This is a genomic window from Legionella pneumophila subsp. fraseri (genome assembly GCF_000586315.1).
In the GTDB taxonomy this organism is placed as follows: Bacteria; Pseudomonadota; Gammaproteobacteria; order Legionellales; family Legionellaceae; genus Legionella; species Legionella pneumophila_B.
The window spans coordinates 84319-98377 of record NZ_KK074225.1 but is presented as its reverse complement, the minus strand read 5'-3'; the positions used below and the strand labels follow the sequence as shown (position 1 = coordinate 98377).

The window sequence follows — 14059 nt, the reverse complement described above, 5'->3', positions numbered from 1 at the left end:
TGTTGATCTTGGTTCTGCTTGCCCTGATTTTGCTGATCCTGGTTTTTCTTCTTTTCTTTATCTTTCTTCAACAATTCGCTGATTAATTTTCGATTATATAGGGCATCCTGATTATTTGGATTCAATGCCAAGGCTTTATCGTATGCTCGTATTGCTTCCTCATATTTTCCCAAGTGCGCTAAAGCATTTCCCTGATTATAGTAGCCCTGTTCTGTTTTTAACTCATTAAATAATTTCGCGGCCCGCTCGTAATCCCCAGCTCTGTATGCAGCACTTGCAGCCCAATCATTGCGCTCAAAAATATCTTTAGCTTTTGCAAATTGCCCCTTTTCCATCAAATGTTGAGCTTGTTGATCGGGAGTAAACCATAAATCAGACCAACTAAATGCCTTAAGCTGATTCGATATGAATGAAACTGCCACAATAGCTAAAACCCGCCACATCATACGGTCACCCTTTGCATCCAACCTCGCTGAAATACGGGTAATAATAAAAGCAATGCGGGAATTAAAAACCAACGGCCTTCATCACGCCATAATGGAATGTCGTCATTTTTTTCAAGAGCAAACTTTTCCTTACCTTGAGAGGCGCTCAACCACCTTTCCAAATCACTTGAATCTGGTGAGTATACCAACAAGTATCCATCTCCCGCATTGGCGAAGCGCTGAAACAAGGGGTTCAAATTTTCATCAGCTCTGATTGGCATAATTGAAGAAAAAATACCTGATTCTGCCAGCTTCTTAGCTTTTTCAATAGCGCTAGAGGATGGTGTTTCAGCGGTTAAAACTAAAATTTCACCATGCTCATAACCTGCTTGCTTAATTAATTGGCTAGCCTCCTGCAAAGCACTGTCCAAATTATACCCGCCAACAGGCATGATATCAGGTGTCAAAGTTGACAATAAGGAAGATATCGTTTGACCATCGTCTGTTAACGGGGATACAACAAAAGGCTCACCTGTAAAAACAATCAAACCAAACTGCCCTATATCCTTCCGGGTAAATAAATCATGTAATTTGAATTTGGCCCGACTGAGGCGATTTGGCGATAAATCCCCGAGCATCATTTTGTCTGACATATCCAATAGCAAAATTCTTGGTTGAATTGGCTTGTAAGTGGATTGCGGTAATTTATACCAGGTTGGACCGGAAATGCTCAAAATCATAAATAAAATACTAAAAAACAGGAATAGCAAGGATAAGGCACGTTTACTCTGACCTTTACTTTGTAACAAATGCTCCAGAAGATGGGGATCACATACCGCTTCCCAGGCATGTAATTTTGGTTTTTGCTGCCAATAAATTGCTGCCAATACAAGCAAAGGCACTATCATCAACAACCACCATGGCCTTAAAAAATGAAACTCAGCTATCATGACTTAAGCCCCTCTCCACTTTTAAAAAAGATCTTAAGTACATAAATAAATCCGCATTGCTAATCAACCAATAAAAACATAGCAACAAGGCAAAAGCAACGAACCAGGGATAATATTCTTTTTGAGGTCGAACAGACGCCTGTTCTTGCTTCACAGTTTCTAATTGATTGATGGTTTGGTATATGGATTGTAAAGACTCAGGATCTGTCGCCCTGAAGTAACGACCACCTGTCATTTTCGCCATTTCTTCCAAGGTCTTTTCATCCAGTTCCGCGGAAAGGTTAGGTGCAAAAAAATCACCGGTTAATGCTCTTGGATCTGCTTCCGAGCCTAAACCTATAGTATAAATTTTGATTCCATCTTGCTTGGCTAATTCTGCCGCTTTTAAGGGAGCTAATACGCCAGAATTGTTCGCCCCGTCCGTCAGTAAAATAATAACCCTTCCTTTGGAGGGTACATCTTGTAACCTTTTGACCGCTAAACCTATTGCATCACCAATAGAAGTGGTTTTACCTGCAAGACCAGCTGTTGCATCGTCTATTCTCATTAATACGCTATGCCTGTCATAGGTTAATGGTGTTTGCAAATAAGCTCGAGTACCAAACAGAATCAAACCAATTCTATCTCCAACTCTGTCTTCAACAAATTGTTCTGCAGCCCTTTTCACGACAAGCAAACGACTGACTGGTCGGCCATGCAATAACATATCCGTAATTTCCATGCTGCCTGAAAGATCCAATACCATCATGATATTATATCCTTCCCGTGTTACAGGTTTTGGCTCACCAACCCAGCGTGGGCCAGACAGGGCGATAACCAGCAATAACCAAACTACAACAGGAATTAATAGCAACGATTTGGCCGAGATTAACCGCTTCTCTTGTTCAACAATACCTGCCATTACCTCAAAAAAAGGAACTTTCAAAGCGGCAGGTAATTTTACTTTTGCCCGCGGTAACAAATACCAGAGAAACAGAGGAACAGGGATGAGTAACAAGGCCCACGGGGTAGCTAATTCGAACATGGCGCCCCCCTTTGCTTGATCCATTTTTCTGCACGAGTAAATAAAGGATTTAAATTCAGTGCATCTGATGTTTTATAGGGTGAATCCAATAACATCGATTTAACCGGGGTAAAATCAATCCCCTTGCCAGTCTGATTTAAAAATTCAACCCAAGCTTCACCATGCATACTGGCAACTTCTGCTCTTGGATAATAAACCAAGGCAACTCGCTTTAGCAATTCAGAAACATGGGCACTGGCCAATTGAGTGTTTTTATCTTTTTCATACTGTTCTTTGTGGATTTTTAATAAACTTAAGGCTTGTTTCTTAGGTAATGCGTTAACATGCCTTTTATAAATGAAATAGGCAACCCCTGCCACTAAAACAACGATAAGAACCATTAAGCCATACCACCCTGGCGCAAGAGGCCACCAGCCAACAGGCTCAGGCAAATGAATGTCTCGTAATTGAGCTAATGGTTCTGTTTTAGCCACGAGACCTCCGGGGAAAGGTCAAGCGCACCAATTGAGTAAGATTGATATCAGCAGTCACCTGGACATACTGAATTTGCAACCGCTTAAATTGATCATTTAACTGCTCAATTCTCTGCTGGCAATAGAGCTGATAAGCTGTACTAACAGTTTCCAGGCCAGTGTCTAATATGATTTCCTGTTTACCATCGCTAATGGCATATTGTTGCGGCTTTGGAGGAGCCAGTTCAATTCTGTCACAAACATGATAGGCCAGTATGTCATTATGGCCTCGTAAACGATTTAAATGCTTCTCACACTCAACATCCATAGAATAAAAATCGCTTATCAAAACCAGTATACTTCCAGGCCGAATAACCCGACGCAGCCTCATTAAGGCATCACTTAACATACGTGGCTTTTCTTCTCGCTGAGCCTCTGTTTGAGTGGTATATCGACTTAAAGAAGCCAATAAAGGGAGTACGCCCGAATCTCGTCCGCGCGGAATAAACTCACTGTGTTCTGTAGCTGAAAAAAAGAATCCTCCTACACGATCTCCTTGTTTTATCACTGTCCATGCTAAAAGAGAAGCCAATCGTGCAGCTACCACTGACTTAAATGCTATCCTGGTACCGAAAATCATGGAAGGGTTAAAATCTACAAGCAGAACCACTGGCCTTTCCCGCTCCTCCTGATAAATTTTGACATGAGGCCTTCCAGTACGGGCAGTAACACGCCATTCCATATGACGAATTTCATCACCAGCCTGATAATTCCTTACTTCCGCAAAATCCATCCCCCGTCCACGAAATTTGGAAATATGGTTTCCAGAACGCAACGCCCTTCCTTGCGGCTTATAATGAACAGAATGAACATACCGTCTTAAATCGATTAATTCGCTTAATTCAGCTACAACTCCGTCAGTCATAAAAACCTCTAAGGGATGGCGACTAAACGTAATAAAGAATCTATAAAGTCATCGCTGCTAATGCCCTCTGCTTCAGCTTCAAAACTTAACAAAATCCTGTGGCGCAGTACATCATGAGCGATAACATGTATATCATCGGGAGTCACATAATCTCTGCCTGCAAGCCAGGCATGAGCCTTGGAACAACGATCCAGTGCGATAGTAGCGCGTGGGCTTGCTCCAAAACGCAACCAGCGTCCCAATTCATCACTGTATACACCAGGATTCCGAGTAGCAACTACCAACTGCACCAGATAATTTTCAAGCGCTTCACTGGTATGTACCTTCAATACCTGCTTTCGGGCTTCAAATAAAGTTTTTTGGGATAATTTCGTCACTTTGATTTGATTTTCTGTTGCATTACCCAGTGCTTCTTTTCGTGCCAAAGTTAAAATATCATGCTCTACTTTTGCATCAGGGTAGCTAATTTTCACATACATTAAAAATCGGTCCAATTGGGCTTCTGGTAAGGGATAAGTTCCTTCTTGTTCTATAGGATTTTGCGTTGCCATGACCAGAAACAATTCCGGTAGAGGATAAGTTTTTCCTCCAATAGTAACTTGCCTTTCTGCCATCGCTTCAAGCAGGGCTGACTGTACTTTGGCAGGGGCACGGTTAATCTCATCTGCCAGGATAAGATGATGGAATATAGGGCCTGGCTGAAAGACAAAAGAACCATTTTGTGGGTGGTAGACGTCTGTACCAGTTAAATCGCCAGGTAGCAGATCGGGGGTGAATTGAATCCGATGGAAATCACCTTCAACTACGTCTGACAGCTCTTTAACTGCTCTGGTTTTTGCTAAACCTGGGGCTCCTTCAACTAACAAGTGGCCATCTGCTAGCAAAGCAATCAACAGACGAGAGATCAAATCTTTTTGACCCAAAATACGCGAATTAAGGTGACGACTTAACTGTAGTATTTTTTGCTGCACACTATCTGCGACTTTATCGTCTAGTTGCTCCATGACAATTACCCTTTTAAAAAAATAATATCCTAACTTGAATCAACTGGGATGCCAAGTAGAATGAGTCAGTTTTGCATAAAGATAAATCATTTTGACACTTGGTTGGTGCATCCTGGGTCATGCACAACATAAGAAAACTTAAGCCCGGACATTAACAGGGCGCTAATTCAACCACTCACTCCTGATAGTCACTTTGCAACTCCAGAGGCATCATCGACTGCACTCTCTCATACAATGAAATAATTTCCTCACAAAAAACATGCAATTGTTGCTGATTTTCCCAAAGGTCGTAATCTACTCCTTTATTAAACACTTGCTGTCTTGATAAAGTTTTTAAAAGAAAAATATCATTGCTGGATAAACCAAGATGACTATTCAACTCAACCAGTTCCATCAGATTTTTATATTCCTTTATTGGTCTGTGATCATGCAAACAATAAGCTTTGAAGGTTAGCTGAAAAGCAACGTACATGAGTGAAGTGATTGGAGAAAAAACTGCGATGGTTTCCCCACCTCGATACATTCCATTGGCAATTTGCTGCAACATATAATCTGCTGTATAGGCGTGTTGCGTAGCAATACCTAGCAGCTCCAAAGGTGACAAATACCTCCTGTCCATATGGAAGCCTCTCCCTTTTTTCTGGTTCTTCATGATGAATCATGTTAAAATAAAAAGCGATTATATCCTTTAATTTCATTGATGCACACTTTTATTAACAGTCCTCTGCAAATCGGCTCTTTAAAACTTCCTCATCGACTGATTCAAGGACCTTTGGCAGGATACAGTTGCGCCCCTTTCAGAGATCTATTCAATATTTATACACCGCCTGCTTATTGCGTTTCTGAAATGTGTTCTGCCATCGACATTCTTCATAAACACTCCTCTCAATCCCGGTATATTTATAGAGCTCCCACAGAAAAACTCCTGGCTTACCAAATCTCCGGAAGTGAGCCACATGTCCTTGCAGAAGCAGCAGCTAAACTGCAATCACTGGGTGCGGATCTAATTGATATTAATTGCGGCTGCCCTAAAAGCAAAATTCGTAAAAAAGGGGCTGGTAGCGCCTTATTGGAAGATCCACAAAAATTGATTGCCATTATCTCTAAGGTACGCGCAGCGATCAGCATTCCGCTGACTATTAAAATACGCATTCAAAACAATGAAAAGGATTTAACCTTAGCCAAACAAATAGAGGACGCTGGTGCTCATGCCCTGATAGTACATGGCAGGCGATGGACAGAAGATTATGATATTCCATGCAATTGGCAGCAAATTGCAAATATCAAGAATGCTGTCAATATACCAGTTATTGTAAATGGTGATATTAGCAATATATCCAGTTTAAGAAAGGCCCTGGAAATCAGCGTGTGCGATGGTTTTATGATTTCTCGAGCAGGCACAGGCAAACCTTGGCTTTATCAGGACTTACTGAATCTGGAAACAAATGATGTCGCTTTTGATGAGAAATTAAAACTGTTTATGCTCCACCTCGAAGGATTATCACGCCTTGAAAACGAGCATAAGGCAGTACTGCAAAGTAAGTCCCTGGTTCGCTATTACTTCAAAAAGCAACTGAACGAACAACAACTGCAACAGTTCTATCAATTAGATTCATTAATGGAAATTAAGGACTTTTTAGCCGCGGCAGATCATAGGGTCTCCCCATATTAGTTGCAGCCTGATATGAGGAGTGTTTTATATTATTTTATATTTTGGTAAACATTACGTTCCGTTATTTAGTTCAGCTCGCGCTGAATTTCCCGGGCTTCCATTCTGGCCTTGGTAATATCTGACTTAAAAACACAGGAAATGTCTTCCGCAAATTTCATATTATTCATTGATACTGAAAGATCTTGTTTGGCATCTTTGTAATTCTCATAAACAATTCTAATTTTTGCGTAGAATATCTTATTTGCAGCTAACGCCAGTTTATGCCGACATACCCCCTTGTACTGGTGAGACTCCAGTTCCTTTAATTCCTCATGAAGAATCTGGCATCTTTGCACTAATTGCTCTTTATCAAAAGAACTGGAGTTAACACTTAAAGAGAATAAGCATAAAAACAAGGAACCAGATAATAAAATCCATTTCGACATAATAGTAATCCCTATACAGTAAATTGATTGTTTGCAATGAAATCCAGTATACAACTCTAGCTTGTCAAACTTCTACCTCCATCTACTTTTAATGTCTGGCCTGTGATAAATGAATTTTCAGCCAGAGTAAGGACAGCCTGAGCGATAAAATCGGGTTTGCCATGGCTTTTTAACGGTGTTTTCTCGATAATTTTTTGTTGTGCTTCTGCAGTTAAACTATTGTCATTCTCAGGCCAGGCAATGGCGCCAGGTGCGACGGCATTGACCCTTACTTCCGGCGCCAACTCCCGAGCAAGCGACTTCGTTTGCATCTCCAGTGCGGCTTTAGTTTGACAATATACTGAATACCCTTTAAGTGGTTTATCTGCATGAATATCCGTTATATTAATAATGGAACCCTTAGACTGGGCTAGTAAAGGACGAGCGGCAATACTTAGCAGGAAGGGAGCCTGGACATTCACTGCAAAGAGGTATTGCCAGTCTGCCTCATTCAATAAATGGCAATCCGTTCGTTTAAAAACAGAAGCATTATTCACTAGCAAATCCAAACGACCGGCCCAATGTTTCACTTTGGATATGATCTCTTCTGCTGCATCAGGCTCAGTTAATTCTTTTTGCATGACAATGGCGCTATTCGTACGCAACCGATTCAAATCTTTGGCCAGAATATCGGCTTCATGCAAAGCAGAACGACAATGGATGGCTACCTGATATCCCGAGAGATGTAATTTTTTAACAATTGCTGCGCCGATTCGTTTAGCGCCTCCAGTCACTAAAGCAACCTTGGCTTCTTGCGTGTTTGTCTGATTCAAGGTACGTTCCCCATATGGTAACAGACTCCTTTCGCAACCTCACTGCAAAAAGTAATCAGCCAGGATGCTCGAATCCTCAAGTATTATTGTGTACACTTCAGTATTTTCTTTGTTTCTCCTCGCACCCTCTTGTTACAGCGAGTTTTAAAAGAAGTCTAACGATAGTTTAAGTGATTATGAATTTAAAACAAACTCTAATAAACCAGTTAAAGCTGCAAAAAGAAATCCCTTTTATAGACTTTATGCAGCAAGCACTCTATGCCCCCTATGAAGGCTATTATACTTCAGGACTGCAAAAATTAGGAAAGCAGGGTGATTTTATCACTGCTCCTGAACTAACCTCCTTGTATGGCAAAACTTTAGCCAACCAATTCCAACAAATTCTTCCCTTGCTGGACTCCCCCGTACTATTCGAGTTTGGGGCCGGAACTGGAAAGCTCTGTATTGATACATTAACTCATTTGGAACAATTACAATGCTTGCCTGAATCGTATTGCATACTGGAAGTAAGTGCTAACTTGCGTCATCGCCAACAAGAATTGATTGAGCAAAAAATCCCGCAATTGGCGGGCTTGATTCGCTGGCTGGACAAATGGCCAAACATTCCTTTTAATGGAGTAATAATAGCGAATGAAGTACTGGATGCCATGCCAGTTTATCGCTTTATGCAATCTGAAACAGAAATCCTGGAAAGCTATGTCACTTTGGATGCACAGGATCAATTAGCAGAAATCTTCAAGCCAACACAAAATCAACGACTATTGGCCTATATCAAAAATCGTTTACCACCACTGGATTATCCTTACCTTACTGAGGCTAATTTGTTTCTTGATGATTGGCTGTTGAATTGCAGTCATATGTTGAAAAAAGGGGCTTTGTTTATTATTGATTATGGCTTCCCTCGCCATGAATACTATCACCCTGATCGTAATCAAGGCACGTTAATGTGTCATTATCAACATTATTCTCATCCCAATCCTTTACTTAACCCGGGAGAACAAGATATCACCGCACATGTTGATTTTACTCATGTTGCTGAGGCAGGGCACCAGGCGGGATTTCATATTGCAGGGTATACTAATCAAGCCTCTTTTTTGCTGGCGAACGGTTTGCTAAGCTTAATCCATACTCTTGATGATGAACAGGAATTATTCGCGGCCAAACAGGCCATTAAACAGTTAACTCAACCGAGTGAAATGGGAGAGCTATTCAAAGTCATTGCGTTAACCAAAGATCTGGAAATTGATTTAAATGGTTTTCTGATAAATGATAAGCGAGTGAATTTATAATGATGAAAAAATACCTGACTACTGTGGAATTACAGAAAGAATCCATGAAGTTTTCTGCCGGGCATACCACCATCTTTTCGGCAACAGAAAGAGAGCCTTTGCATGGTCATATGTATTCTGTTTATTTGGCTCTAACTACCTGGGTAGAAGAAAATGGTATGACTTTTGATTACCGTTATTACAAAGAGCGGATTCATAAATTATGCCGCTACTTAAATCAAACTTTTCTTATGCCACAATTTTCACCTTTTTTAGAATACTCGGAAGACGAAGAATATTACTATTTCATCTTTAATAAGAAAAAAATCCCGTTCCTTAAAGAAGATGTCACCTTGATGCCCTTAACTAACATAACCGTCGAAGAATTATCACGCTGGTTTGTTAATGAGCTGATTAAAGAAAAAGAGGAGTTAGATAAACATCGTATCGAAAAAGTTGTAGTCAAAGTGTTTTCCGCGCCCGGCCAATCAGCGAGTCATGAATGGCTTAGAAGTTAAATGAACGATATTTATCAAGTTTGTATCCCCCATACCAATCGAGATTGTTTTGATTACGAAGCCCTGGATTTAACTCCATGCATTGGCGGAAGAGTATGGGTTCCTTTTCGCAATCAAACCCGAGTGGGCATTGTAATCAATAAAATCTGTAGCCAACAAACGGACCATTCGTTAAAGCAAATCATTTCAATAATCGATGAGAAACCTCTAATTCCTGATGCTCTCTTAGAGCTTTGTCTATGGGTAGGAAGTTATTATCAGTCACCATTATCTGAAGTCATTCCTTTGGTAATACCAAAAAAATATCGTCAGGGTTTACCCTGCTCGCTACCTACAGAAGATGTTTATCAATTGAATCTCTCTGCTGAAAATGCTAAAACATTAATCTCGAAAAAAGCAAAAAAACAACATGAATTGATTGATTTTTTAAGCAGGCACCAGGATGGCGTTTCCAAACAGACCCTAAAACAGCATGGCTACAACGGAGCTCAAATTGCGGCACTACTTGCTTGTCAAGCCATTAACCTGTCACAGCAAGTGACTTTGCCAACCAAAATTCCTGAAAAACTCAGCCCACCATTAACATTAAATCCTGAACAAGCCGTTGCCGTAGCTTCCATTTTAGAACATATCCATCATTACCAATGCTTTTTACTGCAAGGCGTTACCGGAAGTGGTAAAACAGAAGTTTATTTGCATGTCATTGCCAAAATATTGGAGCAAGGCAAACAAATATTGGTGTTGGTACCTGAAATCGGGTTAACCCCTCAGCTTTTATCCCGTTTTACAGCCCGCTTTGATCAGCCCATAGCCGTATTACATTCCAATTTGAATGAATCAGAAAGGCAAATTGCCTGGCAGCTGGCAAAAGAAAACAAAGTTAAAATGGTGATTGGAACTCGTTCTGCCGTTTTTACCCCTCTGCCCAATCTCGGTTTAATTATCATCGATGAAGAGCATGACAGTTCGCTCAAACAAATGGAAGGAGTGCGTTATTCTGCGCGTGATACTGCTTTAATGCGTGCTCATCTTGCCAATATTCCTATCATTCTTGGTACAGCCACTCCCAGTCTGGAAACCATCCACAACTGCAAACAAAAAAAATATAATTTATTACGCTTAACGCATAAAGCTGCCTCCACTACACCATTACACTATCAACTGATTGATTTACGATCGCAAATGGTGCAGCATGGCTTGGCTCTCCCAACCCTTAAAATCATAGAAAATCATTTGCTGCAGCAAAACCAGGTACTTGTTTTCATTAATCGACGTGGCTTTGCCCCTGTCTTACTTTGCCATCAGTGCGGATGGATGGTTGATTGCAAAGCATGCGATAGTCATTTAACCCTGCATAAACAAGCAGGACAAATGATTTGTCATCATTGCGGATTAACCCAAAGAATACCCTTGTTTTGCAATAACTGCCAAAGCAAGGAATTAATCCCCGTAGGATCTGGCACCCAGAGAATTTATGAGTTTTTAAGCCATCAGTTTCCAGATACGAATGTTTTACGAATTGACCGAGATGAGGTTCGTAAAAAAAATTCTCTAAACAGCCATTTGGACAAAATTAATAAAGGGGAAGCTCAGCTGATCATAGGCACTCAAATGCTAGCCAAGGGACACCATTTCCCCCGTCTATCCCTGGTCGTTGTCGTAGATGCTGATGCAGGCTTTTACAACCAGGATTTCCGGGCTATTGAACATTTGGGGCAATTATTAACTCAAGTATCTGGACGAGCAGGGCGAGCAGAACATCCCGGGCAAGTATTGATTCAAACTTATTTACCTGATCATCCCCTGCTTAATCTACTCATTCAGCATGGGTATGATGAATTTGCGAACGCTTTATTAATTTCAAGACAAGAGGCTGAAATGCCACCTTTTCAGTTTTTAGCGGTCATCAGAGCTCAGGGCAAAACCGTCAACAAGGTGGATCAATTCCTAAAAGCAACCAAAGATCAAATTCAGATTCACCCTCTCACTGTACTGGGTCCAGCACCAGCTCCTTTGCCACGAAAAGCTAACCAGCATAGGATGCAACTATTAATTAAATCCCCTTCAAGAAAAGTTCTAAAAAGTTCATTGACGCAATTAAGAGAGTGGTTAACAATGAACAAATTAAGTAATGGCATCCGCTGGAATGTGGATGTTGATCCTATGGACTTATCATGACTGAAATAAACAAAATAATACATAAAAAAACTTTTGATATCGCCTGGGGCGATATGGATGCATTAGGACATGTTAACAATGCTCGCTATTTTGACTATTTTCAGGAAGCCCGGATTGATTGGCTCCGGGAGCTTGACATCAAAATGACAGGTCAAACAGGTCCTGTTGTCATCCATGTGGCTTGTACCTTTCTGAAACCAATCGTTTATCCTGCCACTGTAACCATACACAGTAAGGCACATAGTCTTGGCAATTCCAGTATGATTATGGATCATGATTTGTATCAGGAAGAAGTTCTTATGGCGCAAGGAATAAGCAAAATAGTTTGGGTTGATTATACCCAAAACAAATCCGTGCCTTTGCCCGATATTATTAGGAATTTAGTGTAGGGCTTATTGAGATAACCCGCCTCCTTATGGTCGCAGCTCGAATTATCAATCCAACCGAGCCGCGACCATAAGGGAGCGGACGATAAATCAATAGACAGAGAGAGTAAAATCAACGCTCATCACACACTGTAAAATAACCATGTCGATAGGGGTTGGAGCGTCCTCTGAACTCGTACTCACGACAACGCTGACCGCGATCGTCAACATAACGCTCTTTCAAACGAAAAGCATAATCCCCAAAGTTCATATCCTGCTGCAATTCCTGAGCGTCTCTTTGTTTTTGCTCAGCATCCATTTTATTCAGAAATTTACTCAATTTACTGGTAAAACCTGCACTACAAACCATAGCCAGCAATACAAACACCATAATTTTTTTCACAGAAATGAGCCCCTCATAAACAAATGAGGCAATATTAAAACACAAGTGGCAATAAAAATCCAATTATGCCAATTATCAAACGGCGATAGGGGCTTTAATTGCCGGATGTGATTGGTAATTCACAAACTCAAAATCCTCATAAGCATAATCAAATAAAGAAGCCGGTTTTCTTTTAATGGTTAATGTGGGTAATGGCAAAGGTTCTCTTGTTAATTGAGTCTGCGCTTGCTCCAAATGATTAAGATACAAGTGACAATCTCCCCCGGTCCATATAAATTCAGCCACATCCAAATTACATTGCTGAGCGACCATATGAGTAAGTAATGAATAAGAAGCGATATTGAAAGGAACTCCCAAAAACACATCGGCTGAGCGTTGATACAATTGACAAGATAGCTTGTTATTTGCAACATAAAATTGAAACAAGGCATGGCAAGGCATTAAAGCCATTTTATCCAATTCACCCACATTCCAGGCGCTTACAATCAAGCGACGAGAGTCAGGATTACTCTTTATTTGTTGCACTACTTCACTTAATTGATCAATGGTGCGTCCATCCCCAGTTGGCCAACTTCTCCATTGCTTTCCATAGACAGGCCCCAAATCACCATTATTATCTGCCCATTCATCCCAAATCGTTACCCCGTTTTCCTTAAGATAAGAGATATTGGTATCACCACGCAAAAACCAGAGTAATTCATGAACAATACTTCTCGTATGCAGTTTTTTAGTGGTAACAAGCGGGAATCCCTTGGCCAAATCAAAACGCATTTGATACCCAAATACAGATAATGTTCCAGTACCGGTTCTATCCGATTTTTCTACCCCATGTTGTAAAATATGCTCCAACAATTGCAAATATGTTTTCATCGCTTAGCCCACCATAACCAAATTCCAATTAATAACATAGGGATGGATAAAACCTGCCCCATTGTCAGCCAGCCAAATGCCACAAAACCTAATTGCGAATCAGGTTGCCTAAAGCTTTCAGCAATTAACCTGCAAATCGCGTATCCCATTAAAAATAAAGCGCTCACTCTCCCTTGTTGTCTCGGCTTTGACGCATAACACCAAATCAAAATAAATAAAGCGACCCCTTCCAAACCAAATTCATACAATTGAGAGGGGTGTCTTGGTTGATCATCGACATGAGGATATATCATACCCCACGGAACATCAGTGACACGCCCCCATAATTCCCCATTAATGAAATTTCCCAGGCGACCTGCCGCTAAACCTAAAGGGACTAGAGGGGCGACAAAGTCTCCAACCTCCAAGAAAGTTTTTCCGTATTTACGGCAAAAGAGCCAGGCGGCAATTACCACTCCAAGCAAACCACCATGGAAAGACATCCCTCCTTCCCATATTTTAAATAATACCCAGGGGTGGTGGATAAACTCCTGAAAGTCATAAAACAACATGTAACCTACTCGTCCCCCAAGAATAACACCAAGGGCACTATAAAAGATCAAATCACTTAACTGGTCGTTATTCCAGTTCAATTTATAATGTTTGATGCGCCAATAACCCAGTAGCCAGGCGCCAACAAAACCGATTAAATACATCAAACCATACCAATGAACTTTTAATGGCCCTAAAGAAAAAGCAATTGGATTAATATTTGGATAGGTGAGCATG

At 40.8% G+C, this 14059-nt stretch carries 17 protein-coding genes; 5 read left to right on the top strand and 12 right to left on the bottom strand.

The annotated features are described in order from the left end of the window. The 7 genes from CC34_RS1000000117550 to CC34_RS0112035 form a co-directional block, all read right to left on the bottom strand. Positions 1-446: tetratricopeptide repeat protein (locus CC34_RS1000000117550; protein WP_231957891.1), on the bottom strand; the 446-nt coding region annotated here is incomplete at its 3' end. Continuing rightward, positions 443-1375: a vWA domain-containing protein gene (locus CC34_RS0112060; protein WP_028379572.1), complete on the bottom strand. Its 933-nt coding sequence runs from the start codon at positions 1373-1375 to the stop codon at positions 443-445. The genes CC34_RS0112060 and CC34_RS1000000117550, both read right to left, overlap by 4 nt. After that, positions 1365-2399: a vWA domain-containing protein gene (locus tag CC34_RS0112055; RefSeq protein ID WP_028379571.1), complete on the bottom strand. Its 1035-nt coding sequence runs from the start codon at positions 2397-2399 to the stop codon at positions 1365-1367. The genes CC34_RS0112060 and CC34_RS0112055 overlap by 11 nt, the downstream gene beginning before the upstream one ends. Continuing rightward, on the bottom strand, positions 2387-2872 hold the full coding sequence (locus CC34_RS0112050) for a DUF4381 domain-containing protein (protein WP_028379570.1): 486 nt from the start codon (positions 2870-2872) through the stop codon (positions 2387-2389). Before CC34_RS0112050 ends, CC34_RS0112055 begins: the two co-directional genes overlap by 13 nt. Beyond that, the gene (locus CC34_RS0112045; protein WP_028379569.1) at positions 2865-3776 is read right to left on the bottom strand and encodes a DUF58 domain-containing protein; all 912 of its coding nucleotides are present in this window, start codon (positions 3774-3776) and stop codon (positions 2865-2867) included. The genes CC34_RS0112050 and CC34_RS0112045 overlap by 8 nt, the downstream gene beginning before the upstream one ends. Positions 3777-3784: 8 nt before the next feature. After that, positions 3785-4780 (bottom strand): AAA family ATPase, encoded by a 996-nt coding sequence (locus tag CC34_RS0112040; RefSeq protein WP_027228740.1) that lies wholly within the window; start codon positions 4778-4780, stop codon positions 3785-3787. Between the two features lie 175 nt (positions 4781-4955). Then, a complete protein-coding gene (locus CC34_RS0112035) occupies positions 4956-5399 on the bottom strand; it encodes a hypothetical protein (protein ID WP_011216694.1) in 444 nt (147 codons plus the stop codon). 81 nt (positions 5400-5480) lie between these two features. On the opposite strand from CC34_RS0112035, the gene CC34_RS0112030 reads away from it, so the two are divergent. Continuing rightward, a complete protein-coding gene (locus CC34_RS0112030; RefSeq protein ID WP_028379568.1) occupies positions 5481-6452 on the top strand; it encodes a tRNA dihydrouridine synthase in 972 nt (323 codons plus the stop codon). 65 nt (positions 6453-6517) lie between these two features. Here CC34_RS0112030 and CC34_RS0112025 read toward each other — a convergent pair whose 3' ends face one another. Both CC34_RS0112025 and CC34_RS0112020 read right to left on the bottom strand, forming a co-directional pair. Then, a complete protein-coding gene (locus CC34_RS0112025) occupies positions 6518-6877 on the bottom strand; it encodes a hypothetical protein (protein ID WP_028379567.1) in 360 nt (119 codons plus the stop codon). Positions 6878-6933: 56 nt separating this feature from the next. Continuing rightward, on the bottom strand, positions 6934-7689 hold the full coding sequence (locus tag CC34_RS0112020) for a pteridine reductase (RefSeq protein WP_028379566.1): 756 nt from the start codon (positions 7687-7689) through the stop codon (positions 6934-6936). Positions 7690-7865: 176 nt separating this feature from the next. On the opposite strand from CC34_RS0112020, the gene CC34_RS0112015 reads away from it, so the two are divergent. Genes CC34_RS0112015 through CC34_RS0112000 form a run of 4 tightly spaced genes read left to right on the top strand, consistent with a single transcriptional unit; the run spans position 7866 to position 12042 of the window. Next, the gene (locus CC34_RS0112015) at positions 7866-8978 is read left to right on the top strand and encodes a class I SAM-dependent methyltransferase (RefSeq protein WP_028379565.1); all 1113 of its coding nucleotides are present in this window, start codon (positions 7866-7868) and stop codon (positions 8976-8978) included. Positions 8979-8980: 2 nt separating this feature from the next. Continuing rightward, positions 8981-9475, top strand: coding sequence for a 6-pyruvoyl trahydropterin synthase family protein (locus tag CC34_RS0112010; protein ID WP_011216699.1), 495 nt, complete (start codon positions 8981-8983; stop codon positions 9473-9475). Continuing rightward, a complete protein-coding gene (locus CC34_RS0112005) occupies positions 9476-11653 on the top strand; it encodes a primosomal protein N' (RefSeq protein ID WP_027228734.1) in 2178 nt (725 codons plus the stop codon). It begins immediately after the preceding gene. Then, positions 11650-12042, top strand: coding sequence for an acyl-CoA thioesterase (locus CC34_RS0112000; RefSeq protein ID WP_027228733.1), 393 nt, complete (start codon positions 11650-11652; stop codon positions 12040-12042). The genes CC34_RS0112005 and CC34_RS0112000 overlap by 4 nt, the downstream gene beginning before the upstream one ends. A gap of 109 nt (positions 12043-12151) precedes the next feature. On the opposite strand, the gene CC34_RS0111995 is transcribed toward CC34_RS0112000, so the two are convergent. From CC34_RS0111995 to lgt, 3 genes are all read right to left on the bottom strand, one after another. Continuing rightward, the gene (locus CC34_RS0111995; RefSeq protein WP_028379564.1) at positions 12152-12421 is read right to left on the bottom strand and encodes a hypothetical protein; all 270 of its coding nucleotides are present in this window, start codon (positions 12419-12421) and stop codon (positions 12152-12154) included. Positions 12422-12496: 75 nt separating this feature from the next. Then, positions 12497-13291: a thymidylate synthase gene (thyA, locus tag CC34_RS0111990; protein WP_028379563.1), complete on the bottom strand. Its 795-nt coding sequence runs from the start codon at positions 13289-13291 to the stop codon at positions 12497-12499. Next, complete coding sequence (lgt, locus tag CC34_RS0111985; protein ID WP_010948555.1) at positions 13288-14058, bottom strand: prolipoprotein diacylglyceryl transferase; 771 nt, start codon at positions 14056-14058, stop codon at positions 13288-13290. Before lgt ends, thyA begins: the two co-directional genes overlap by 4 nt. Between the last annotated feature and the right edge of the window lies 1 nt (position 14059).

Coding starts and splice junctions, on each gene's coding strand:
- CC34_RS0112060 (WP_028379572.1), bottom strand. CDS start 1,375: ATGATAGCTGAGTTTCATTTTTTAAGGCCATGGTGGTTGTTGATGATA.
- CC34_RS0112055 (WP_028379571.1), bottom strand. CDS start 2,399: ATGTTCGAATTAGCTACCCCGTGGGCCTTGTTACTCATCCCTGTTCCT.
- CC34_RS0112045 (WP_028379569.1), bottom strand. CDS start 3,776: ATGACTGACGGAGTTGTAGCTGAATTAAGCGAATTAATCGATTTAAGA.
- CC34_RS0112040 (WP_027228740.1), bottom strand. CDS start 4,780: ATGGAGCAACTAGACGATAAAGTCGCAGATAGTGTGCAGCAAAAAATA.
- CC34_RS0112035 (WP_011216694.1), bottom strand. CDS start 5,399: ATGGACAGGAGGTATTTGTCACCTTTGGAGCTGCTAGGTATTGCTACG.
- CC34_RS0112030 (WP_028379568.1), top strand. CDS start 5,481: ATGCACACTTTTATTAACAGTCCTCTGCAAATCGGCTCTTTAAAACTT.
- CC34_RS0112025 (WP_028379567.1), bottom strand. CDS start 6,877: ATGTCGAAATGGATTTTATTATCTGGTTCCTTGTTTTTATGCTTATTC.
- CC34_RS0112015 (WP_028379565.1), top strand. CDS start 7,866: ATGAATTTAAAACAAACTCTAATAAACCAGTTAAAGCTGCAAAAAGAA.
- CC34_RS0112010 (WP_011216699.1), top strand. CDS start 8,981: ATGAAAAAATACCTGACTACTGTGGAATTACAGAAAGAATCCATGAAG.
- CC34_RS0112005 (WP_027228734.1), top strand. CDS start 9,476: ATGAACGATATTTATCAAGTTTGTATCCCCCATACCAATCGAGATTGT.
- CC34_RS0112000 (WP_027228733.1), top strand. CDS start 11,650: ATGACTGAAATAAACAAAATAATACATAAAAAAACTTTTGATATCGCC.
- thyA (WP_028379563.1), bottom strand. CDS start 13,291: ATGAAAACATATTTGCAATTGTTGGAGCATATTTTACAACATGGGGTA.
- lgt (WP_010948555.1), bottom strand. CDS start 14,058: ATGCTCACCTATCCAAATATTAATCCAATTGCTTTTTCTTTAGGGCCA.